Source organism: Enterococcus sp. AZ077, assembly GCF_051714965.1.
GTDB classification, from domain to species: domain Bacteria; phylum Bacillota; class Bacilli; order Lactobacillales; family Enterococcaceae; genus Enterococcus_B; species Enterococcus_B hirae.
Window position 1 is genome coordinate 2,806,046 of the sequence record NZ_JBIOSX010000001.1, and the last position, 23,774, is coordinate 2,829,819.

The following is a 23,774-nucleotide window of genomic DNA, read 5'->3' on the forward strand; positions in this document are numbered from 1 at the left end:
TCTAAAATAAAAAAGAGACTGAGCCAAAACTTTCCTCAATCTCTTCTGGTGGTATATCTAAAAACGAATAAACGGCGTTCAAGAAGCAACTCCTCAACAATAAGGTTCTCAAGTTCAACCATCACATGCCTACTCTTTTTACTTCTTGATTCTTGAAATAGAATATGCCATTGTAGCGGCTGATTTCCGATATTTTTCTTTAATTTTCCCTATCTAAAATCAACTCAGTAACTGACAAAAGAATCTCACGTGTATCAAAGGCTGTATCAGGGAGCTTACTAATTTCCTTTAAGGCTTTTTTTGTGTAATCTTCCGCTAATTTTTTGGCTTTTGTCACACCATTGACTTCTCTGACAATCTGACGAACACTTTCTGCTTCCTCTTGTGTCAACTCAGTTTTTTTATCCAAGTATGCAATCAATTCTGCTTTTTTATCTGTTTGTAATGCGTAAATCAATGGTAGAGAATACACGCCTTGACGCATATCTTCTAATACTGGTTTACCGATATCGACCGCATCTTTCGTGTAATCCAGGATATCGTCAATGATCTGAAACGCCATCCCGACAGCTAAACCGATTGAACCTGCTTTTCGAGCAAACCGTTCATTCATTCCACTTTCATAAGCTCCGACTGAACAACTTAATTGAAAGAGTTCGGCCGTTTTCCCTGAGATGTTTTCTAAATACTCCGGCACAGTTAAATGATAATTGTAACGGTCGTCCATTTGTCCAAGCTCACCATCTAATACTTTTTCCATACTCCGAGAATTAGATTGTAAGCTCTTTAGCGAATTAGAATAATTTGAAAGTAATTTGAAACAGCAAACAAATAAATAGTCTCCTGCATAAACGGCTACCGTATTCCCAAATCGACCACGTAAATTAGGCTGACCACGTCGAACATCTGCCTCATCAACGATATCATCATGGATCAATGTAGCGGTATGAAGCATTTCGATCGAAGCAGCTAGCGCAATCGCCTTTTCACGATCTTGTTCTGGACCAAATTGAGAAAAGAGCAATTGATAGGCAGGTCTTAGCAGTTTACCTCCCGCATGAATCGTCTCTTTGATTGCTTGTTCGACTGGCTTGTTCTTTAAGCGGACAACATCTTCCATCTTTTTCAACGTCTCGTTTAATTCGTTTTTCAAAGTTGGATACTCACTCCACATTGGATGTAGCTTCATAAAAAAACTCCTTGTATAACCATTATTTTTTCAAAAAAAGCGGTTGCCATTTCTCTTTTTGTTCTTTCTCATAGTCTCTTTGAAAAAGTTGTAATGTACGTACATGTTGCAACAAATAATTGGCTGCAATCCCGATCGCAATTCCAGACAGAATACCTAAGAAAGATAGAATCGGCAGATATAACATGACTGTCCATGATTGAGCAATGAACGAAGCCATCACTAGTTGTCCGACATTATGCATAAAGCCACCTGTTGCACTGATTCCAATAATGCTGACTCGCTTAGGACCTAACTGTTTCACTAACAGCATTCCTACATAGCTGAGTAACGCGCCGCTCATACTATAAAGAAAGGTAGAGATCGTCCCACCTAACAAAGTTGTTAAAAATAGGCGAAGCCATAACAATAAAAAACTATCCCGTTTTTTCATCGTAAAAATCGCTACAATGGTAATCAAATTAGCAAGTCCTAACTTTGCTCCAGGAGCAAATGAAAAAGGATATGGGATCATGTTCTCAATTAATCCAATGATGACTCCTTGCGCCACTAGTAAAGATATATAAATCATTTTTTGTAATTTTGTCATGGTGTGGATAGCCTAATAGATCAGACCATCTTTGTCACTCCCATCTGTTGACCGAACCTCGATCACTAATTTATGAGGCAAGCAAACAATCGTTTCGCCATTCTTAGAAGCCCACCCTCGTCTCACACAAATCTGATCGCCACAATCTGCTTCTTTTATGCGTATCTTGTCGCCATCAACTTCGATTAAATTATAATCACCATGTGGATCTTCATAAGTATACGTATATTTTTTACTCCCAGCTACTAATGGGAAGGTTTTGATTTCATCACCATCAACGCGTAGTACAGCTTCTTTATCAGGAGCTACATTGTCTTGTTGATAACTAAATACGATGATGGGTAAAAAAGAAAGAGCAATCAAAAGAACGATAATGAAAATATCCCAAGGTTTAAGCAAACTTTTCTTGATAAATTCTTTCATCTTTTCGCACGCCTCCTCTTGCTGAACTGTTCTCCAATTTTAGCATGAAACAAAAGAAAGTCCTAGGTTTCCCTAGAACTTTCTTCAATCAGCCATTATTCTCAAATTGTTCAGTTTAAGCTCTAGGCTAATTTTTTATTTTGATCCATATCGGGATTTAGGTCTCCCATACCACCAATTGCCTAGTGTTTTTTGTAACCATGGAATCACCCAGCGATCAAGACCAATTGCACGACCTGAACCGTTCATCAATGCAAAAGCAACAAAGATAAACCAGATGTTTACCCAGTAGAACATTCCAGATAGACAGAAAGTAATCACTAAAACAATGGTCGTTGCACTACATAACCAGGTAAATAAACCAGCAATCAAAGCGAGTGCTAAAGCAATTTCAAAGAATACCATGAATTTTTGGAAAAACATTGCTACATCATTATTTGGCATGATCACTTGCATCATTTTCGTGAACCAGTCTGGTGATTTTTCAATCACGGCCATAGGCTGTTCACCATAAGCATAACTTAGACCAAAGTGAGTAGCTTGTGTCGCAGCTTCTCCTGCACCACTGGTTGCTGCACCAGTAGCTGCTGTTGTTGCTTCGCCAGCAGCGGAAGCCCCACTTGCTACATCGGTCACATTGTATTCCCAAGTCCAAGGGAACACGCTGTTACCTGTAAACCATGAACCTTCACCAAACCAAGTACCTGGTTTCAACACTTGCCCATCACCAACAATTTTTTTGAAGGCTTCGATAAACCAAACCAGACCATAGAACACTCGTAAAGGCACACTCCATAAGACATTTCCATAACGGGAAGAATGGCCACGTGTCACATTACGATCGTCTTTGATATGGAAGAATTCGTGCATCATGTATTGGAACATATAATAGCCAGAACGAATATCAAAGAAATATTTCAAATTGACGATGTGTTTCATCACAATCGCTAAGAAACCACTTAAATGGATCTTATCAAATAAATTGGCAACGCCCCATTTGGCACCGATCGATACCATGAAACCTTGATAGTTTCCTTTAAACTTATGCTTTTCGCCGCCTTTGATGGCAGCTACGATATTGGCTGCTGCTGTATGACCTGTTTGTTCAGCTGCTTGAACGATTTGTGGCGTTGGTGTTCCAGGAAATTCTTCATAGAAAACCAAGTCTCCGATAATATAGATGTTTTTATCTTCATATCCTTTTGCCTGCATATATTCATTCGCTACCAAACGTTGACCACGAGCGGACTCTAAGCCGAAATCAGCAGCATCAGAAGTTCCTTTGACACCAGCTGTCCAGATCAATGTGTGGGTAGGAATCTGACGACCATCTTTTAACTTGATATGGTCTTTCGCTACTTCCACGATTGGTGCATTCAATAGTAGTTCTACTTTATGTTTCTTTAAATAGCGCTCTGCTTTGGCTGCATCATTACGATCCAGCATATTTAAAATCGTCGGCATTGCTTCTACAACCATCAGTGTAATTTCACTTGGGTCTAATTTGTAGTCTTTTGCCAAACGGTTTTTCCAATCAATCAATTCACCAATCATTTCGATTCCGGTGAACCCTGAACCACAGACCACAAACGTCAGCATTGCTTTACGTAACGCATCGTTAGGTTCTAAAGCTGCTTTTGCCACGGTACGTTCAATGTGTTCACGTATTTTAACTGAATCTTCAAATGACCATAAGGTAAAGCCGTTTTCTTTTACTCCAGGAGTCCCAAAGTCATTTGGTTCTCCCCCCATTCCCAAGATCAACTGATCGAATGGGTAAGTGCCTAATTTTGTTTTCACAACTTTTTGTTCTTTATCGATACCAGTGACCGTATCTGTCACTAATTGAACATTTTTTTGTCGAGCAAACAAGTGCTGTAGATCATATTGGATTGCTTCTGGTTCAACCCGTCCACCTGCAACTTCGTGTAATTCTGTCATCATCGTGTGGTACGAATGACGATCAATCAAAGTGATTGTCACATCTTCTTTTTTAAGTTTTTTTGCCAAGTATTTTGTTGCTGATACCCCGGCATAACCTGCACCCACAACGACAATATTTTGCTTTGTCATTGTTCATCCGCTCCTTATTGGTAATCCTTTATTTGAAATGATTAACATTTGTATTAGTTTGCTACCTATTACACAATCTTTATACATTATATAGATGTTATTCCCTTTTGTCTAACTCATTTTCATTATTTTTAAAAATTTGTGGTTAAGCTCTTTTTCACGAAATTTACAGAAAGAAAACGGTTTAAAGATTACACTAGTTATTTGACGAAAACGGTTGACTTATGGCTGATTTTCATTAGAATGTATAATGAATCACAAAGAATATTGTGTACTAAAAAAGGAAACGGTGGGAGTAAAATGAAGAAAAAACGTTTTATTACTGGATTTGCTGTATTAGCTTTTTCAGCTTTAATGTTAGGTGCTTGTGGTGCGGATGATAACGGAAGCTCTAACAGCTCAACAGAAGCTTCAACTGCTAAGACATCAGAAACAAAAACAACTGAAAGCTCAGCACAAATCGTTGCTGGCGGCGAGTTACAAGATGGTACTTATAAATTAGAAGAAAAAAATTACTCTAACGGTTATCGTGCAGTCTTCGAAATGGTTGTCAAAGATGGCAAAATCACTGAATCTAAATATGACAACATCAACGAAAATGGCGAGTCTAAAACCAAAGATACAGAATACAACAAAAACATGGAAGCAAAAGCTGGTACTAGCCCAGAAAAATTCATTCCACAATTGAATGAACAATTAGTCGAAGCACAAAGCGCAAGTGGAGTTGAAGTTGTTACTGGTGCAACTCATTCTTCAGAAAGCTTCCAAAACTATGCACAACAATTGATCCAAGCTGCTCAAGCTGGTAATACTGATACAATTGAAATCAATAACGGTGCAGATCTTCAAGATGGCACATACAAATTAGAAGAGAAAAACTATTCTAATGGTTACCGTGTCCAATTTGAAATGACAGTCGCTGATGGTAAAGTATCTGAATCTAAATTTGACTATGTCGACAAAGACGGCAACTCAAAACAAGACGATGCAGACTACAACAAAAATATGAAAGCAAAAAGTGGTACTTCTCCAGAGACATACATTCCTGAATTGAATGATGAACTTGTCAAAGCGATGGGCGAAGAAGATGGTTCACCTGCAGATGTTGAAGTTGTCACTGGTGCGACTCACAGCTCACATTCATTTGTAATGTATGCACAACAATTAGTGAATGCTGCTGAAAAAGGCGACACTCAAACCATTCAAGTTGACAATATCGTAACAAAATAAATTTTCTATAATTATCCGTGGAAGAGACGATTGCACAAGTTGTTTCTTTGAGATCCAAGCCGAGATGTCCAAAATTTTTCTTTGAAAAATTTTTGTGATGTTTCGGCTTATTTCTCAAAGTACACTTTTTGATTTCTCAGCAACCGTCCCTTCCACTAATGAAATGAGGAAACACATGTTAAAGAAACGATTACTCTCTTTCGTAGCCTTTTTAAGTTTGTTCACGTTAGCAGCTTGCAGCACAGCGACGAAACAAACGACCTCTGAGAGCAAAACGACCACCAAAATTTTACAAGAACCTTATTCTGATGAACAGTTCTTATTAGGGACTTATGTTCGGATTCGAATCTATGATGAAGGCAAAGAAGCAGCATTAAAACCTGCCTTTGCTCGGGTCAAAGAACTAGGTGATAAAATCACGATCAATCAGGAGGGTTCCGAAATCGACGCAGTGAACCAACAAGCGGGTATCAAGCCAGTAAAGGTTTCTGATGATATCTACACGTTACTAAAACGTGCTTATGAATATAGTCAAGATTCACAAGGTGGTTTTGACATGGCAATCGGTGCTATTACTCAATTATGGCGTATTGGGTTTGACGATGCGAGAAAACCGGCCCAAGAAGAAATCGATCAAGCATTAAAGCTGGTTGATTACCATAAAATTGAGCTGAACGATAAAGACAAAACTGTTTATCTGAAAGAAAAAGGCATGATCATCGATCTTGGAGCCATTGCTAAAGGCTATATCACAGATGAAGTTGTCAAAGTGTTAAAACAGCAAGGTGTAACGACTGCTATCGTTGACTTAGGTGGAAATGTCTATGTTTTAGGTCATAGCCCACGTGGTGAAGATCAAGACTGGACAGTTGGTATCCAAGATCCGAATCTAGCACGTGGTTCTGTTTTAGGGACGATCAAAGAACGGAACAAAACATTAGTGACTTCTGGCATCTATGAGCGTTATTTAGAAGTAGATGGTAAAAAATATCATCATCTATTTGATCCAGATACTGGTTATCCTTTTGACAATGATATCGCTAGTGTCACAATCATCACAGATAAATCGATTGATGGCGATGGCTTGTCGACAGCTGTCTTCTCAATGGGTGTGAAAAAAGGATTGGAATACGTCGAAAGTGAACTGAATGATGGAACGGAAGCCATTTTTGTTACCAAAGAAAACAAAGTATACGTGACCGATCCGATCAAAGATACTTTCGTTTTGGACAAAGATTCTAAATATACGATGGGCAATCGTTCTGAATTGAAATAAGGAGTATAAACTATGACACTAAAGATCTTTTTAGAAGTAGTAGAACTACGAACAAAAGTGGCTAGTGTATTTCCTTTTGCGATAGGGGTTTTATTCTCTATCGCTTTTTTTCATGAAATACATTGGCTTAATACAGGGTTGTTTTTTATTGGTATGTTGGTTTTTGATTTAGCAACTACAGCAATCAACAACTATATGGACTACCAAAAAGCCCATTCGAAAACTTATAAATACCAAGAAAACGTAATTGGACGAACTGGCATCTCACCAAAACTGATCCAAAAAATGATCCTAGGAATGATTTTCTTTGTCTTACTGATTGGTGTAATCCTAACCGCCAGAACTGGGATCTTATTGTTATTGATGGGCGCTACTTGTTGCTTTATTGGCATTTTTTATACCTTTGGGCCCATTCCCTTATCACGAATGCCATTAGGGGAAATTTTCAGCGGTGTAACAATGGGGTTGGGAATTTTTGCCATGGTCATTTATATCAATACTTACAGTACGAAAGTATTTGACCTGATTCTTTCCTTTCAAACAGGAACCTTCCGTTTAGAAGGAAATATTTGGAGTATCTTGACGATCATCCTAGCTTCACTCCCCTTGGTTTTTACGATTGCCAATATCATGTTAGCTAATAACCTACGGGACTTAGAAAGGGATATCGAAAATCATCGCTATACTTTAGTTTTTTATATTGGGCGTCCCATTGGACAATTGTTGTTCCAGTTATTGATGTATGCTTGTTATCTGGTCGTCTTGATTGGACTATTGAGCCATGTCTACCAGTGGCCTATCTTGTTGACTTTTCTCACATTACCAACGATCTATCGTAACTTGCAACAATTCAAACAATCCTTGCCTCACCCCATCAGTTTTAGCTATGCCATCAAAAATATGATCTTGTTCAACAGTAGTTATGCATTGGGCTTACTTTGCAGTATTCTGTTGTCTTATGTTTAGAGATCCATTGATTTTTCAAATAAAAATAAGACCCATGAAGTCAATGAAAAGCTGTGACTTCATGGGTTAATTTTAAGTTATCTTAGAATGCTAATCTTTTACCTTACAGGTGCTTGCAAAAGCTGTCCCTGTAAACCTTTCGTTAGTGTATTGCCGCCGTTTATTCGTTGGTTTTGTGCAGTTAGTATTTTAGCCTGTGGTATTGCATGTTTCGTAAGATCAGTAAGCTTACTTAGTTCTCCTTTACGAGACATGGTATTACCGACGTCAAGTGCGCTCACTCCCTTTTTAGCATTTTGAGCCTGTATCTTTGCATCTATTAAATGATTTTTATAATCTACTCTTGCAACTGGATCAATCGAACTCTTGAATTTGATATGACTATTGACTCGATCTTCAATTACCTTAGTAGTATCTCTAGTTATGAGGTCTTCTAATGCTAACTTATTAAATGTTTTTAGTGGTCGTTGGAGCAATTCTCTTTGCCTAGCTTCTGGCGTAATACCTCTCGCTTTATCAATCATTCGCCCAACCCAGCCTCTTTTTTTCGGACCGTTTAATTTAAGTAATGGAGAGTTTTGGTTTTTTAGTGCCTCTACTACCGCTGGATTCCCTGCACATAGTTGCGTAACGAAAGCTCTCTGATTAGTTGTATCTTTTAGAGTGGCTTGATAAACTTTTCTTGCATTTGGATCAATCGAACCCAAGAATCTGTTCTCACTTAGGACTTTATCACGAATGACCTCATTCTCATTCATGAGTGGTTTTAATAGGTTCTTATCAAATTTATGAAGTGGTTGTTGAAGTAGTTTATCTTTCCATTTATTTTGCCTAGCTTCTGGCGTAATACCTCTCACTTTATCAATTATTCGCCCAATCAACCCTCTCTTTTTCGGTTCGATTAATTTAGCTAGTTTAGGATCTGCTTTTATTATTTTTTCTATTTCACTACCGTTTTTTCCTTCACATAGTTGAGTAAGAAAAGCTCGTTGTTGATTCTCTTTCCGTTTATTCCATAATTTTTTCCCAGCTCGACCTACGCGTATTAGCGTTCTTCCAATAAAAAGTGTCGCAGTAACAGCCCATCTTGGCATCTTTTTAAAGAGTCTTTCGGTATAATCTAGTTCTCTTTCCGTTCCCGGTTCCATCATATTTTATCACCTCCTTCTTATTTTTCATCTGAATCAGACATTCTTTTTCGTTGCTTCTTCACGTGTGGTCCCATCTTGAGTGGGAGATACCGCTTCGTATTCTTTCTCGTATATCGTAATCCAATTAAATGAACCAGGGTCGCCTCTTAGGGCATATTTCGAGCCTTTTTCTCCAATAGAGAAAGAAACTTCTTCTTTTCTACCGTTATCGTCGATTTTCGTGATGACAAATACTGCACCGTCTTGATCTGGGTTGACGGTGACAACACGATAATCATAAGTGAGCTCATTGACCGTTTTGTCTTCTTCGATTTTTTTCTGGATTAACTTACCGTCTTTAAATTCTAATGTAAATGTTCGATCGGTATTCGTATTTTCCCATGCGCCTTGTTGTAAGACGTCTAACCAAGCTTGTGAAATCACTTGTTGGGCTGCTTCTGCTTGTTCGGTGATTTCTTCTTCCATTTTGACTTTAACTTCTTCATTTGGATAGAAGTAGATTTCTTCTTTATCTTCTTTTAAATAAAAGATTGTACTTCCCATACGTGATTGTAATTTGAGTTTTTTCATGGTTCCTTCTTTATCTTCTAGCACTAAATACCCGTTATCGACTAAGTAATATTTACCAGCTGCTAGCCAAGAAGAAGCACGATAGGTCCCGTCGGTTTTTAATTCTAGTACCATTTCGTCACTTCGATTGGAGTACCATTTACCACTATAAGTAGTGGCACTGTATTCTCCTAATCGTTCCTTACTTTCCGCTGTTTCTTCTGTCTGACCTTTTTTAGTCGTCTCTTCCCGATTGGCTGTGTTTGAGAACAATGAATAGCTTGTCAAACCCAAGACCACAACGAAAAAAACTGTTACCCCTATTAAAAAATTTCTACCTGTTTTGGTTTCTAAAAAATTTTTGATCATATTTTTTCCTAAAAATAAAGATTTTCGTTATTTTTAGGAATTACTCACCACCTTTACTTTTCACGAATTGACTGATGAATCATTAACTAGCTAGTCGAAAGATTAAGGCACCCCATATCCAGAGATTGCTGAATGATCGAGTGTATAGGTTCTTCTTCGAACCATATTTTCTGAATTACCTTCAATTACTTGAATCGTATTTCCACCTGTAAATTCGACGATCCCCACTTGGTCTTTCCCCGTTTTATTACCTTTCCAATCAAAGAAAATCAAATCCCCTGGTTGCGGGATATAGCCTATATCAGTGGCTTTGAATTTATTATTCTTTTTGTACCAATTGAACATATCTAACGGTCTTACAGTATTCGGTACACGACCTTGACTGAGATATCCTGCTTGTTCTGCTACCCAAGTAACAAAGATCGCAGACCATTCCATTCGGCTCTCATAGCCAGCCCACTCCCAATATTTATTGCCATTTAACGTACCGATTTCTTTAGTTGCCACCTCTACCAACTTGCCAGTAGAGTTTGAGAGGTTGTAAGAAATTAAGCGTGCATAGAACATATCACCAAATGCGTAACGCCAGTTATAGCCAAGGTCTAAAGCCACGCCCTTATTATAAGAAACAACTTCCCCATTACTTCTTTCTTGCGCATAAGCTTTGCTATGCTCAAATGTATATTTACTATCTGTACGGATCAACTCGTCCAAATAGTCTTCCCCATAATTGTAAGCTTGGATCGCTGCTAAGTTACCTAATTGATACATTTGTGCTTTTCTTATTAAATTTGCAAAATAAGCTACACCTAATTCAATTGACTTTTCTGGGTTGATCGTTTGATTCAAATTTTGTGCTTTAGCAATTCCCATAATATCCGGAACGGTTTCACCATCCCCACCACTTTCTACCCAGATTATAGATAGTATGACATTGGTAAATGATTCAATGTTCTGTTTTTTTGCTTCTGTTACTACTTTTTCTCGCCATTGAACCACTTTTTCAGGTGGATAAATAAGCTCACCTTGCGATTGTTCTCGATCATACTGACTTAATTTCGTACGATTTCCATAAACCAAATTTTCAATAAAAATTGTCGGATTGATTTCTGGATTGCGGTAGAGGAAGATTCGTTTTTCTTTCATGATCATCAATAAATTACCGTCAAATTTGTCACTTGTGTAACCAATCAAATCTCCGCTTTCTAAAGAAGCTCCTTCACGTATGATCGGCGTCACATTAATATAATAAGCTTGGTATTTCCCTGTTTCCGTTTTGATACTTGTTGTCGTTTGCTTTTTCCCATTTAGATCTCGAGCCGTACGTGTACTGATCTCTGTTACCTTCTCGTTTGATGTGGCATAGATAGGCGTTTGTGGTTTCGCATCAATGATTATTTCATCATTCATATTGGCATCGTCCCGACCGCGATAACCATAATTACCTATAACAGAAGCATACGAAACTTTCCCTAAAGGATTATCCATAAAAATCTTATCCTGAAAACGATCGATTTCTAACACAGGATAATATTTATCGATTTCATCTTGTGAGAATGCTGAGATCGTTCCTATCACTTTATTGTTTGAATAGAGTTCGATTTGAGGATCTAAATCAAGAAATTCAGCAATCGTTTGTACTTTGACATTCAGCGTGACGCTGTCTTTGTCTTTTTCTTCTTTGTCTTCTTCTTCTTTGTCTTTGTCTTTAACTTTTTCTTCTGTATCTTTATCTTCTTCAAATTCGACTTTGTATGTAAAAGTGCCATCATGGATTGCGCGAAGTTCATCTTCTACTTTTGCAATCTTAACTGGCTCTTCCTCCATTGGTGAATACTTATCTTTAAACTGGGCATAAAAAGACATATATAATGGAGGACTCATGGATGTTTGGTCTTTTAGTCGTTTCAGATAATTAGGAAGCGCACTATTTTTAATATTATAATTTTCATATTTGGCATTTAAGTAATAGATATAGTTATCCCCATTTGAAGCAAACGAAAATTGTTCCGGATCGGCAACCATTCCATTCACTTCAAAATAAACTTCATCATGTTCTTCAACTAATTGATTGTAACGATTATAAACATCTCTATTTTTAGAGGCATCCAAATAGGAAATATACTCAAATGCTTCAGCGATCGCCATATCTTCTGTTTTCAATGTGAACAAGGCGACAATAAAAGTCCAAATCGCTAAAACAACCGAGATTACCACGAGAATGATCGCTAGTATAACGATAACTATCGCGATGATCAATAGCGCTTTGATTGTAATCACTAAAAAAATCAGCGTAATGAGGATCCCGATAATCGTTAGATCGCCCTTTTCATCTCGCCCACCAAGCATTTTCATAGCCGCTTCTTTTGCTTGCCCTTTTGGTGACAGCTTTTGAGCCATATCTAAAAATTTTGGCGCTGATTTTGCTTTACCTAGAAAATTCTTGAAGAAACCACCCTTTTTACCAACGCCTTTTGTAGGATTTACATAGACAACTTCCGTGTTTTTACCCTTACCAAAAATATTGTACCATTTTTTTTTGGTGGATTTCACTGAATCTTGAGGTGCAAATCCTTTTTGATCTTTGTAAGCAGTGTAGCTGTAAGGGGTACTATCCTTAGAAGAACGAGCAACCAAATTGCCTTTTTTTGTTTCTTCTGCTACTTTTTTTAACTGTTCTTTTTTTAGCTGTTTCTTTTGCACATTCACTTTTGGTTGATCTGTCGACTGTTTTGTTCCCAGGATATTATTCTGACTTTTTGAATCAGCACGTAATTCCTGTCGCACTTTTTTTTGATCATTTTTGCGTTTTATGCCTAAAACTTTACGGAACCTATTTTTAGCTAATACGACGGTTTTATTTCCAAATTCTTCAACGTCTCGTTTTATTTTTGAAATTTGTTTCTTAGTCAGTTTAATCTTTTGTTTCCCTTGTTTAATGACTCTTTTTTAAACGAGATTTTTTTTAATGATTGGTAGTTTATCATTTCTATGGACGATTATCGTTACTTTAATTGTCTGATTGTTTTTAAGGATCGCTTTTGTTAGTTCTGAACTTTTTTTTTGGTCTTTGATGAGACCTTTGGTTTTTTCTAATCCTGTGCTGATAATACTATTTTGTGATTCCTGCTGTTCGTTATTGGGTTCATTCAAATCGGGCACTGTGACGTATCCTTTCTGATTCCATTTTCGTTTTAGTCTTCACCAGGTTTGGTTGACATCATCTTATACAACTGCGTATCTTTCGGAAAATGATCATAAAAAGGTAAAGTTGTATCGCCAAATACCATCAGTCCATAACCTTCTGGTGAATTCACAACAAATTTTTCTTGTTCTTCTGAGATATCAAATAACCGGACTAATTGTGAACGGTCAGATTTTGCTTGATTGAGCATCATGACGAAATCACTATTTGAAAGCATCCGCCGTGCAAGGTCCGAAAGTAAAAGCGTCTCCACATTCTGTGTAATCCCAGTTGGAATTGCCCCCCACTTTCTGGCACGACTCCATAATTCAAAGAAATAATTTTCAGAATACTCATTTGTAAACAGTAATTGCATTTCGTCGATATACAACCAGGTCCGAACGCCTCTTTCCCGGTTGGTGGTGATCCGATTCCAGACTTGGTCCAACACGATCAACATCCCCATTGTTTTGAGCTGTTTCCCTAAATCTTTGATATCATAGACAACGAGCCGTTTGGTAATATCGACATTTGTTTCAGAGGAGAATACTGACAAACTTCCTTCGATATAAATTTCCAAGTCCGTCCTCAATTGGTGCGCTTCTTCTTCCTCTTGCTCTTGTAAGATGTGATAGAAATCTACAAAAGTTGGCATCCGATCGCTAACTGTTTCATACGTTCGACGACATACACGGTCGATCAACGTTTTCTGGGTAGAGGTTAGCCCCAATGCGCCGCCAATGATCAAGTCGAACAATGAAATCAAAAACTCCGACTTTAAAACAACCGGGTCACTGTCATCTCCATAGTTTTCGTTGATATCCATTGGATTGATCGTGGTAGCGGAATCACTAGCGATCTTGATAATCTCACCATTGAAATTTTTACCGATAACGGAATACTCACGTTCAGGATCAATAATGATGACTTCATCTTCGGCATCACGCAATAGTACATTTACGATCTCACGCTTCACCGAGAAACTTTTACCAGAACCAGGAGTTCCTAGAACAAATCCATTGGGTGCTTTTAATAATTTCCGGTCAAGAGATAAAATATTCTTTGAAATAGCATTTACGCCATAATATTTCCCATTTTCTTGAATTAGATCTGAAATAGTAAATGGCACAAATATCGCAGTGCTGGCAGTCGTTAGTGTTCGATCCAATGGCAATATATTATTTCCTAAAGGTAAGGTTGCATTCAGCCCAGCCTCTTGCATAAATTCTAACTCGATGATCTTAAATCCAAATTGTCGACCAATAGAAGATACCTCGTCATGTACTTCTGTTAATTTTTCAACTGTTGGGGCATGGAAATGGATACTTCCAGTCATCGAATAAAGCTTTTGACCCTTGTTCTGTAAATCATCAACTAAATTTTTCGCTTCTGTTAGCGAATAAGTCAAATCATAGGAAAGCATTTCAAAATCGTAGCCATTTTGTAGGGCTTTTTTCTGTTCATCCACTTTTTGTTGTTCCATAAAAGCTAATTTGGTCTTCACTAAGTCAAATGCTTCATCTTGCTCAAGTGGCTTGATATGTAATGTAATCACCAACTCTTGAGGGATTTCTAACAGTTCAAAAATAAAAGTATCTGCTAGTTCCGATGGATATTCTTGCAAATAAACGGTTTTGGCATAATGATCATCCATTTTCAAGTAGTTTTTGTTTTGTTTCAGTTCAATCACTTCTGGTAGGATATCCTCAATTTCTGGTTCTTCCTTATCGCTTTTTGTTAATAAAATATCAGACAAAATTGTCAACATCTGTTTTTTCTCAAGACGGTTGATCCTACTACCTAATCGACTCGCAAACATTGCAAAGCGATCTACAACCATTTCCAACTCTTTATGAGCAAGTTTTTCTGTTTGATGTTGCTGGATGAAGGTAAACAAAATCCGTTTCTTATAGCCATTTTTTTCTTCATCCAGTTTTCTGGAAATAACATCATTCATTTCTACGCGATAAGGGTCTAAAAAATCATTCTTTTCTTGGTAGTAGAGAATTGATTGCAATTCACTCAACGGTCGTTTCTTTTTGTAGACAGTTAACTGTAGCTGGGTTTTACTACTTAAAGAATTAAGGAAATCACAATATTGCGAGAAAATCTCAATCTGATTCTCTTCTGATGAAAGCTGATAGTTGATATCTTCTAATTCGACTGTGATGGAGTACGTATTATCATCCAGTTGACAAACACCGCTGGGAAAAATTGTTTTAAAGTAAAAAGTATCGCGCAAAAAATCCACATCTTGTGGATTTTTTTTCTGTTGTTTCTTTATATTTTTAGAAGTCTTCTTTAAATTTTTATGATTATTCTTAATTTTTGACTTTAATTTCATCATCGTTCTTGTCCGCCTAATTCTTTACTTTCTGACATGTCTTGCTGACCATCATTCTTTTTTCGTTTCTTTTTTCTAGTTCCTGTCGAAATATGGTATTTAAAAAATTGCTTAACATAAACTTCAAATGATAAGCCATTTCGTTTGAACCATCCAAAAGACACGATTGGAATAGAGGCAATGATCATCAACCAACTGATGATTTCGATTGGCATTTTTAACCATGCAATGAATATCAGTGCGATCGCGACATTTACCCCGCCAGCAATACAAAGACACAATAATTGTTTTAGATTCATTCCTGCTATTACTTTTTCTTTGTATTCTTTGATATCTTTTGGAACTTTTACTTCTATTGCCATATCTCCCCTCCTTATGATGCAGATATTAGTGTTTTGGCCCATCCTTTAGTTTTATTGATAGCTAGTAAGATTCCAATCATATAGATCGTTAATCCTAAAATAATCCCAAACATATGGGTGCCAACGTCTTCCATTATTCTCATGAATAGCATTGGATATGTAACTAAAACCAGGGCGATAAAGGTTGACTGCAACCCCGTGGCGGCAAAATTTTTAAAGAAGCCTTTGGTCATAGCAGAAAATTCTTGGCTTGGTAGAGCCCCCATCGGAATTGGTGCCATCGCGCTAAAAATATAAAGCTCCATAAATCGTAAATAAATCGTTACCTGAATCAACGTCCGTACAACAAGTGACACTAAAAATAGAATGAACATAATTAATAGCACAGCGATTTGTGACCAGAAATCTAGATCGTTTACCGCCTGTTCTACTCTTGCTGCTACATTCGCTACAGTTTTTTCGTCACCTACTTGTAAAATTTTATACGTTAAATTAGAAGTAATCACTATGATTCCGTCTAACAAAACTTGGATTTTTAAAATAACCACATAACAAATCGCAAATTTAATAAATGATTTGATGATCATTTCAAACCCAAGCATTGGTGCTCCTCCAGCTCCCTCAACCTTAAGTGAAATTTTTTGAAATTCCAAAAGAATAAAGATGGCTAAAATAGACAATGAAAGCGGAATAACAACTAGTTCCTGTAAATCTACTACTAATTTATATGCATCATACATGTATCCTGATAGATTCTTACTCAGAGTGTATTTTAAATCATCTCCATTCAAATAAAACATGATTTGATTAAAGAGCCACATTATCGCTGATGTCATAAATTAAATCCTGCTTTCAGTGTATTATTGTAAAAGTGAAGAGAAATCAAATTGAGTTGCGAACCAGCCTGCAGCAACTAAAATCAATCCACCACCGACAATTTGCCAAATTCCTTGCTGTAATTGCGGACCATTTTTATCTTTTAATGCACCAGCTAAAATGACCGTTCCCCAAATTAGCCAAAGACCTCCACCTACTAAAGTGAAGTTTGATACTAAACTAAAAACTTTTTCTAATAAAGCTGCATCTTTCATTTAAACATTTCCCCTTTTTTGAGTTATTTATTATTTGTTACTACTTTTAGTATATGGTAATTTTTCAACCGATGTTTGCCAGTTATTTCTAAGTTGAGAAATTTTAGAAACTCCCTCTCTCAAATTTTATAATTGACTAATTTAGTCAATATATGTAAGAGGTCCTTATCAAAAAGCAGACTAGCTGAGAAGAATAGTTACTCTAAAAAATTTTAAAATTCGTTATTTTGGACACAATAGATTGATTCATCTACAAAACTTGGAACATCTATCCATTTTTTTCAAATAAATGCACAGCGCTTAAGAATTGATTCCTGAAAATAAGTCGAAAAATCAAAAATGCTCAAAATAACAAGAAGCCACTTTTGGATTCACCATGATTTCCGAGTGCCAGACAGTCCCTATATCATCTTCTACTAGTTTCACTCAGCATCATTGACAAGGATTAAATTCCTATTACATATGTATGTTACGTAGTGGAAGGTGTAGAGAGATTACGTTCATACATATATGAGTCTGTCACATCCCCTAATTTTTTATAGTTTTTATGTTTGACAATGTCATATTTTTCAGACAGGAAAGGATTTGCTCCACGTATTTTTAAAATACATTGTTGCCCTTTCAAACTGGCTACTTCATCGGGGTCCATCAAATTACGCCCCAACTTTTGGAAACTTTCATTGAATGATCCATTTGAGCCTTTAGTGACACTGATATTTCTTTGTTCGATCGTTTCTTTACCTAAAAGTTTAGAAATATATTCATGCGTACTTTGTTCCATCCCACCTAAATATAAAAAGACGTCACTCGTACCGATGATGGTTTCCCAAGTGTCTTTATACAACGTTTTTAACTGACTAATATTTTGTAAGATCACATTTGTTGAGATTTCTCGACTTCGAATAACCGAAATAACTTTCTCAAAATCCGGAATTTGACCAATATTGGCAAATTCATCTAGAATACAGCGAACGTGACATGGTAAGCGTCCTTTATAAATATTATCTGCTTTGTAGACCAGCATATCAAAGAGCTGTTGGTACATCATACTGGCTAAGAAGTTAAAACTGGTATCTGTATCTGGCAATAAGATGTACAAAATCGTTTTCCGATCCCCAATGGTGTCCAATTCTAATGTATCTTTAGAGACCAAGTCTTTGATACTAGGAATATCAAACGGAGACAATCTTACCCCTAAACTAACTAAAATACTCTTGGTCGTCTTATCCCCTGATAGTTTGAAAATTTTATATTGCGCAACCGCGAAGTTTGTTGGATCTTTCTCTTCTAACTCATTGAACAGCACGTCTAAAGGACTGACGAATCCAGGAACATTTTCGTCAATATCTGCTAGACGTACCAATTCAATCACATTTCCTAATGTGCGATCTTCTTCAACGACTTCTTGGATCAAATAGCTAAAAATTGCCATTAATAAAGCAGTCTCTGCCTTTTCCCAGAAATCATCGCCACCTTTTTTATCAGGGTTTGAAGTGTTTTTAATCAAATTATTTACGATTTTTAGAATATCGTCTTCCGTTCTTATGTATTTAAATGGATTGTAGTGATGGGTGTCACGCCGATTGATCAAATCAAAGACTTTGATATTGTAACCCGCTTCCTCAAACATTTTTCCTGTTTCCATCAATAACAATCCTTTGGAATCACTGACTACATAGGAAGAATGCATTTGCATCAGATTCGGTTTTACATAAAATCGCGTCTTACCACTACCGGCTCCTCCAACCACAACGACATTTTTGTTACGGTTAAAATTATCTTTACCAGTAATTTTCATTCGTCCTGACAGGGATAAACTCTCTGTTTTAGTCAATATGATATTAAAACTCTTTTTCTTCGCCAAAAATGGTTTGATATCTCGAAATTTCCCCCATTTTGCACTTCCATATTCTTCATTTGGGCGTACTTTTTTTTCATCAAACGTTTTGTATAATACTAGTAATCCATAAGAAAGAACAAAAGCGAGCCCTCCCAGTAATGACTTTACGTTAAATGAGAATTGGAAGGAAAAACTAGCTATTTCATCAACTGCGTGAAGAAAAGATCTAGCTATTTTTTCCACAAATGTTACGGTTGTATTTTGATCAATCGTAAATAAAAAAAATGTACGATTCCCTATATACATTAATGTACTCACCACAACTACGTGGACTACCCATAAAACATATTGAGACTTTTTCAAGTGGTTGTTCATCCCTTTCGTTACTTAATTTGAATATAGCGTTTATGTGATATTATCACTAACGTCCGTAGCCCTCCGAGCGCTGGTGATCATTTTTACTGCTCACTGATGCTCGTCCACTAGATTGTTTTGCATTAGTTGGATTATTCAGCACTCTACTAACAGAATCCCTTAATCTTACTTTGTCAGTTTCTGTCTGTTTATTCAAAGTAGAAATGGAAGATATACTCGTCCGAGCTGATTCTTGTTCTTGCGTTTTTTGGCTCGTCTGCGTTTTCTGTTTTTCAGCTGTTTGCTTTTCATTGTCTATCTGAGCCACTCGTGCTACTCGCGTATTAAAATCAGGGGTAAGAGAGTGGTGCTGTCCTAGTTCTTGCACTTTAGCTGAGCGTTCGGTAAATAACTGTTCACGCTTCGCATTTTCTCGATTAGCTAATCGATTTTGCAGGGGTTTCAATAAGTATTTATCAGCAACCCACACACCTAGCAACGTAAAAAGGGCAGGAACTGCTATAGCTGCTACTGAAGCAATAAGTGTACCAGAAATCGCTGGAAGAGCTGCGGTTAACAGTAAAGGTAAGCCGAAAGTAGCTAACCCAACAAATAGGGCGACTCCAATTAACGTTTTCACTTTATTTCTCCATAAACGTTTGGCGAAATTGGTTGTCGTCATCAATGCCGCATTTTTTACTCGAGTAGCAAACGGCAACCGCTGTCCGTTAGCATCCAACCCTTTTTTCAGATTTTGGTTTTCTTCTGATGAACGCTTTTCAGAATGGGCAATATCGAATGTTTCTTTTATTTTCTTTCCGATTGGAACAAAGGTTTTAGCGTTAAGATTACTTAATTTTTCCTTACCAAATTTATATGGTCTAGCCACTACTTTACCGACTGGTTTTAAAGGTCGACCAATTGTTCTAGCTGTCGAGCGCACAGATTTTCCGATGGATTTAAAAGGTCTAGCAATTGTTTTTGATCCTTTTTCTAGCGCTGCCACTGTCTTAGGAAATCTTTCCTTAGCAAATCGCTGGACTCTCTTGGAAGTACGTGGAATGATTTTAGGTACGGCATTTACTAAACGTTGACCGACATAACTACCAATAATCACGCCTCTTAACCAGTTGACTACAGCGGATCCGTGTAATATTTGTGTGCCAGTAGGCATTAGCGGAAGAGCGCCAGCCATCGCACTAAAAAACGCCATCGGTGCAACCCACAGTACTTGTCTTGCTAAAAACAAATAAAATGAAGGGCGGGTCAGCACCTGATACCATTTCTTTTTAAGATCTTTATAAGTAATTTCTTTTAACTCTTCGGCTTTTCCTTGCAATTCTGCCGTATCTTGCTTAACATTTTCGAGTTCCTTAGCTAGCACCTGAGGATCCTTTGGCTGTATCTCTTCTAAAAATTCAGCTAATTTTTTTTCATCGCCAAGAATTGTCTTTAAACCTTCACATAGTGTTTTATTTTTAGTAAGATCGATTTCTATCTTAGATCTTGCTGCTTTAGACTTCTTCGATTGATCAAGGAAAAAATTATTGTACGGTCCATATTTTTTTAATTCTTCATCGTGCTTTATCTTTTGTTCGACAAACGCGACCTGAGATCGTAATCTTTCTACGTATGCTAACTTTAGATCCTCAACCGAAACTGATTTTTTCACACTATCTGTTTCATCTAATGTACTGTTGACGTTTTCCGGCATAGAAGTTTGGTTCATGTCACCTTCTGATACTGAACGTAAATCTGTGGAATCCTTTGGTAGTGGAACTTGATTTGTAAGATTATTTATTTCTGAATCGCTATTGGGTGTAGACGGTTGGTCTAAGGAATCTCCTGGTGTTAAAACTTGGTTTGTAAAACTGCTTAATTCTGGAAATTTATTGAGTTCAGCAGTTTGATTTGTAATTTCCTTTGATAAACTAACTTTACCATTAACATAACGCAATTTAACTCTTGGTATAAGAATTCGGTCAAATTGGTCAAAACTGTGACTTGGTATAGACTGTTCCGTCATTACTCCGGGAGCCGAATTTCTACGAACTAACTTGTCATGATTCTTTAAATCTTGAGTTGTAGATAATGATGATAGTACACGTTCTGAATTGGTTAAATTCCGTAACTTTCCAATGTAACGCAATGGAATATCATTTTCAAACCTTTGAAATTTGTCAAATTGTGTATCATCAAATGGTTTTTTCTCTGGATCTAACTCAAAATCTGATAATTTTAAATGCCGTTCATGAAGACTGTCATCATACATGGGTGAAGATGTTTCTCGATCTTCTGAACGTAATGGAGATTCAGATGGCATAGTGAGTTCTGGTGCACTATTTCGGCGACCTTTATCTGTTTGTTCTCTATGTACTTCATGTAATGTGTGACTAACTGATCTAGATCTTGCTATTCTATTTGGTCTACGCTCCTCTTGTTGGCTAAGTCCATGAATAAAATTTGCTTTAGGACCTTTCCGGAGCACGAGGGAGTCTTTTTCTTCTATATTATTAAATTTATGGATTAGATTTTTCACATGGCCAGGGCCAGGTCTATTATTTGCCGAATCCTTTTCTGATGCACTATTTGCGAGACTATTAGTAGCTTGAATTTCAGGCTTAGCTTGCTTTCGCAAATCGTCTTCTGATCGATTGAAAGAATTATTCGTTTGTTGCTTGTTTCCTTGTGGTAGATTACTTACATTTTTATTAGGTGTTTTTACTGATACTGTTTGGTCGGGTTTTGACTCTCCATTCTTTTCAAACGTCGAAACTATTTCTGATACATTACTTAGGCGATTGATAGATTTAGTTTCAGATTCAGGATCAGGTTTTGCTTGATCTCGCAAATCGTCTTCTGATCGATTGAAAGAATTATTCGTTTGCTGCTTATTTCCGTTTGGGTTAGACACTTCTTGTTGGCTATGTCCTTGAGCGAATGTTATTCTAGGACCTTTCTGGAGCTCGGGAGAGGTTTCTTTGTTGCTATTAAATTGATTGATTATACTTTGCACATCGCCACTGACAGGTCTATTATTTGCCGAATCCTTTTCTGATGCACCATTTGAGAGACTATTAGTAGCTTGAATTTCAGGCTTAGCTTGTTTTCGCAAACCAACTTCTGATTCATCGAGAGAATGATTCGTTTGCTGCTCGTTCTCTTTTGATAGATTACTATTACTTAGGTGATTGATAGGTTCAGGTTTTACTTGTTCTCGTAAATCGTCTTCTGATCGATTAAAAGAATTATTCGTTTGCTGCTTATTTCCGTTTGGGTTAGACACTTCTTGTTGGCTATGTCCTTGAGCGAATGTTATTCTAGGACCTTTCTGAAGCTCGTGAGAGTCTTTTTTTTCGCTATTAAATTTATCGATTAGCCCTCGCACATTGCCACTGTAAGGTCTAGCATTTGCCGAATCCTTTTCTGATGCACCATTTGGGAGACTATTAGTAGCTTGAATTTCAGGCTTAGCTTGCTTTCGCAAACCGACTTCTGGTTCATCGAGAGAATGATTCGTTTGCTGCTCGTTCTCTTTTGATAGATTACTATTACTTAGGCGATTGATAGATTTAGGTTCAGGTTTTACTTGATCTCGCAAATCGTCTTCTGATCGATTGAAAGAATTATTCGTTTGCTGCTTGTTTCCTTTTGATAGATTACTTCCATTTTTATTAGGTGTTTTTACTGATACTGTTTGGTCGGGTTTTGACTCTCCATTCTTTTCAAACGTTGCAACCCTTTCTGATACATTCATTTGGTCTTGATTTTGTTCTAATACACTCCCCCTATCCTGTCTTTTTTTCCTCCTTATAGTGGCTGTCTCTACGAGAACTTTTTTCGCCTTGTCTTTTCTGTTCTCTACTTCCTCCCTCGTAATATCAACTGCAGTAGCTTTTGCATACCTCTCTTCCAAAGTATCCGTTTTTATTATTTCAAAATTCTCAGTTCTCATGAATTCTTTAACAAGCTTCTTAATTTTATCAACAATCTTAGCGTCTGTTATTGTTTGATCTGTTATTGTTTGGTCTCTTACCTTATCTGACGCATTTGGCGGATCTAGCGTATTTGACGTATTTGACATCTCTTGCATCATTTTTTTATTTTTCTGACTAACATTATTTAATTCATTTAATTTTTTGTTACAATCTGCTACTTCGTTTCGTTTGTGCTGCTTAAGCCCAGTAAGTTTTTGTTTCGATTGACTGATCTCACTAGCTAATATTTCGGCCAGATCTTTATTCTCAAAGTACTTCGTTTTTTCATCTTTTGCGATGGCTCCAAGATAATCATTACTTTCATGACTATTATTAGATAAAAAAACGTCCTTTGTTTCTAATTCTTCTATTGTGGCCTTATCCCTTTCATGCTTTACGATCTTCGTTTCTTGTTCCTTTTCTAATACATTAATTTTTTGTTGAAGTTGCTCCCCGCTGATTTTTCCCTCGGCGTGTTCGATTCTTGCTTCATACTCAGTTTTTTCACTTTGTAATTCAAACACTTTACGATCCCCAGCCATCCGTCGAAGTACTTCAAATTTAAAGTCATCTAACATATCTTGCACTTTTAAAAGTGCAGTCTTTTCTCCATGATTCTCTTGGATTGACTTTTCACAAAGAGTAAAGACATTTTCTTTTTTGACAGAAAACGACGATGCTTCTTTGATAAACTCTGACTTTAAATTAGATTTATTTTGCCATTCACCGGTTTCGTTCTCCAATATATTCTTTCTTACCAAGTAGTTCATTCCTCCTCCATCCTTCTTGGATCATTCTACTAGATCT

The 23,774-nt window shown here is 37.0% G+C and carries 17 protein-coding genes; 3 read left to right on the plus strand and 14 right to left on the minus strand.

The window, feature by feature from the left end:
* Positions 1–199: 199 nt before the first annotated feature.
* The 4 genes from IGL28_RS13010 to IGL28_RS13025 form a co-directional block, all read right to left on the minus strand.
* Positions 200–1,189, minus strand: coding sequence for a polyprenyl synthetase family protein (locus IGL28_RS13010; RefSeq protein WP_010737225.1), 990 nt, complete (start codon positions 1,187–1,189; stop codon positions 200–202).
* Between the two features lie 22 nt (positions 1,190–1,211).
* Positions 1,212–1,778 carry a Gx transporter family protein gene (locus IGL28_RS13015; protein WP_010720692.1) on the minus strand — a complete coding sequence of 189 codons (567 nt, stop codon included), beginning with the start codon at positions 1,776–1,778 and terminating at the stop codon, positions 1,212–1,214.
* Between the two features lie 12 nt (positions 1,779–1,790).
* The gene (locus IGL28_RS13020; RefSeq protein ID WP_010737224.1) at positions 1,791–2,201 is read right to left on the minus strand and encodes a NusG domain II-containing protein; all 411 of its coding nucleotides are present in this window, start codon (positions 2,199–2,201) and stop codon (positions 1,791–1,793) included.
* Positions 2,202–2,336: 135 nt separating this feature from the next.
* On the minus strand, positions 2,337–4,274 hold the full coding sequence (locus IGL28_RS13025; RefSeq protein ID WP_081128979.1) for an NAD(P)/FAD-dependent oxidoreductase: 1,938 nt from the start codon (positions 4,272–4,274) through the stop codon (positions 2,337–2,339).
* Positions 4,275–4,574: 300 nt separating this feature from the next.
* On the opposite strand from IGL28_RS13025, the gene pplA reads away from it, so the two are divergent.
* From pplA to menA, 3 genes are all read left to right on the plus strand, one after another.
* Positions 4,575–5,504 carry an extracellular electron transfer flavoprotein PplA gene (gene pplA / locus IGL28_RS13030; RefSeq protein ID WP_010720695.1) on the plus strand — a complete coding sequence of 310 codons (930 nt, stop codon included), beginning with the start codon at positions 4,575–4,577 and terminating at the stop codon, positions 5,502–5,504.
* 175 nt (positions 5,505–5,679) lie between these two features.
* Positions 5,680–6,780 carry an FAD:protein FMN transferase gene (locus tag IGL28_RS13035; RefSeq protein WP_081128980.1) on the plus strand — a complete coding sequence of 367 codons (1,101 nt, stop codon included), beginning with the start codon at positions 5,680–5,682 and terminating at the stop codon, positions 6,778–6,780.
* Between the two features lie 12 nt (positions 6,781–6,792).
* Positions 6,793–7,746: a 1,4-dihydroxy-2-naphthoate polyprenyltransferase gene (gene menA, locus IGL28_RS13040; RefSeq protein ID WP_010737221.1), complete on the plus strand. Its 954-nt coding sequence runs from the start codon at positions 6,793–6,795 to the stop codon at positions 7,744–7,746.
* Between the two features lie 98 nt (positions 7,747–7,844).
* On the opposite strand, the gene IGL28_RS13045 is transcribed toward menA, so the two are convergent.
* From IGL28_RS13045 to IGL28_RS13090, 10 genes are all read right to left on the minus strand, one after another.
* Positions 7,845–8,897, minus strand: a complete 1,053-nt coding sequence (locus IGL28_RS13045) for a hypothetical protein (protein WP_232088541.1) — start codon at positions 8,895–8,897, stop codon at positions 7,845–7,847.
* A 33-nt stretch (positions 8,898–8,930) separates the two neighbouring features.
* On the minus strand, positions 8,931–9,815 hold the full coding sequence (locus IGL28_RS13050; protein ID WP_010737219.1) for a hypothetical protein: 885 nt from the start codon (positions 9,813–9,815) through the stop codon (positions 8,931–8,933).
* A gap of 102 nt (positions 9,816–9,917) precedes the next feature.
* Positions 9,918–12,602, minus strand: coding sequence for a lysozyme family protein (locus IGL28_RS13055; RefSeq protein ID WP_438843968.1), 2,685 nt, complete (start codon positions 12,600–12,602; stop codon positions 9,918–9,920).
* Positions 12,603–12,764: 162 nt separating this feature from the next.
* The gene (locus IGL28_RS13060; RefSeq protein WP_185184814.1) at positions 12,765–12,977 is read right to left on the minus strand and encodes a hypothetical protein; all 213 of its coding nucleotides are present in this window, start codon (positions 12,975–12,977) and stop codon (positions 12,765–12,767) included.
* 32 nt (positions 12,978–13,009) lie between these two features.
* Positions 13,010–15,346 carry a VirB4-like conjugal transfer ATPase, CD1110 family gene (locus IGL28_RS13065; RefSeq protein ID WP_081128983.1) on the minus strand — a complete coding sequence of 779 codons (2,337 nt, stop codon included), beginning with the start codon at positions 15,344–15,346 and terminating at the stop codon, positions 13,010–13,012.
* The gene (locus IGL28_RS13070; protein WP_010737216.1) at positions 15,343–15,705 is read right to left on the minus strand and encodes a PrgI family protein; all 363 of its coding nucleotides are present in this window, start codon (positions 15,703–15,705) and stop codon (positions 15,343–15,345) included. The genes IGL28_RS13065 and IGL28_RS13070 overlap by 4 nt, the downstream gene beginning before the upstream one ends.
* 11 nt (positions 15,706–15,716) lie before the next feature.
* The gene (locus tag IGL28_RS13075; RefSeq protein WP_010737215.1) at positions 15,717–16,541 is read right to left on the minus strand and encodes a hypothetical protein; all 825 of its coding nucleotides are present in this window, start codon (positions 16,539–16,541) and stop codon (positions 15,717–15,719) included.
* A gap of 24 nt (positions 16,542–16,565) precedes the next feature.
* Positions 16,566–16,796: a hypothetical protein gene (locus IGL28_RS13080; protein ID WP_010720705.1), complete on the minus strand. Its 231-nt coding sequence runs from the start codon at positions 16,794–16,796 to the stop codon at positions 16,566–16,568.
* A 469-nt stretch (positions 16,797–17,265) separates the two neighbouring features.
* Entirely contained in the window at positions 17,266–19,011 is a 1,746-nt protein-coding gene (locus IGL28_RS13085) for a VirD4-like conjugal transfer protein, CD1115 family (protein ID WP_370566299.1), read from the minus strand.
* 46 nt (positions 19,012–19,057) lie between these two features.
* The gene (locus IGL28_RS13090; protein WP_438843969.1) at positions 19,058–23,737 is read right to left on the minus strand and encodes a hypothetical protein; all 4,680 of its coding nucleotides are present in this window, start codon (positions 23,735–23,737) and stop codon (positions 19,058–19,060) included.
* Between the last annotated feature and the right edge of the window lie 37 nt (positions 23,738–23,774).

Excerpts from the sequence above, each read along its gene's own strand:
- IGL28_RS13010 (WP_010737225.1), bottom strand. The coding sequence starts at position 1,189 with ATGAAGCTACATCCAATGTGGAGTGAGTATCCAACTTTGAAAAACGAA.
- IGL28_RS13015 (WP_010720692.1), bottom strand. The coding sequence starts at position 1,778 with ATGACAAAATTACAAAAAATGATTTATATATCTTTACTAGTGGCGCAA.
- IGL28_RS13020 (WP_010737224.1), bottom strand. The coding sequence starts at position 2,201 with ATGAAAGAATTTATCAAGAAAAGTTTGCTTAAACCTTGGGATATTTTC.
- IGL28_RS13025 (WP_081128979.1), bottom strand. The coding sequence starts at position 4,274 with ATGACAAAGCAAAATATTGTCGTTGTGGGTGCAGGTTATGCCGGGGTA.
- pplA (WP_010720695.1), top strand. The coding sequence starts at position 4,575 with ATGAAGAAAAAACGTTTTATTACTGGATTTGCTGTATTAGCTTTTTCA.
- IGL28_RS13035 (WP_081128980.1), top strand. The coding sequence starts at position 5,680 with ATGTTAAAGAAACGATTACTCTCTTTCGTAGCCTTTTTAAGTTTGTTC.
- menA (WP_010737221.1), top strand. The coding sequence starts at position 6,793 with ATGACACTAAAGATCTTTTTAGAAGTAGTAGAACTACGAACAAAAGTG.
- IGL28_RS13045 (WP_232088541.1), bottom strand. The coding sequence starts at position 8,897 with ATGATGGAACCGGGAACGGAAAGAGAACTAGATTATACCGAAAGACTC.
- IGL28_RS13050 (WP_010737219.1), bottom strand. The coding sequence starts at position 9,815 with ATGATCAAAAATTTTTTAGAAACCAAAACAGGTAGAAATTTTTTAATA.
- IGL28_RS13065 (WP_081128983.1), bottom strand. The coding sequence starts at position 15,346 with ATGATGAAATTAAAGTCAAAAATTAAGAATAATCATAAAAATTTAAAG.
- IGL28_RS13070 (WP_010737216.1), bottom strand. The coding sequence starts at position 15,705 with ATGGCAATAGAAGTAAAAGTTCCAAAAGATATCAAAGAATACAAAGAA.
- IGL28_RS13075 (WP_010737215.1), bottom strand. The coding sequence starts at position 16,541 with ATGACATCAGCGATAATGTGGCTCTTTAATCAAATCATGTTTTATTTG.
- IGL28_RS13080 (WP_010720705.1), bottom strand. The coding sequence starts at position 16,796 with ATGAAAGATGCAGCTTTATTAGAAAAAGTTTTTAGTTTAGTATCAAAC.
- IGL28_RS13085 (WP_370566299.1), bottom strand. The coding sequence starts at position 19,011 with ATGAACAACCACTTGAAAAAGTCTCAATATGTTTTATGGGTAGTCCAC.
- IGL28_RS13090 (WP_438843969.1), bottom strand. The coding sequence starts at position 23,737 with ATGAACTACTTGGTAAGAAAGAATATATTGGAGAACGAAACCGGTGAA.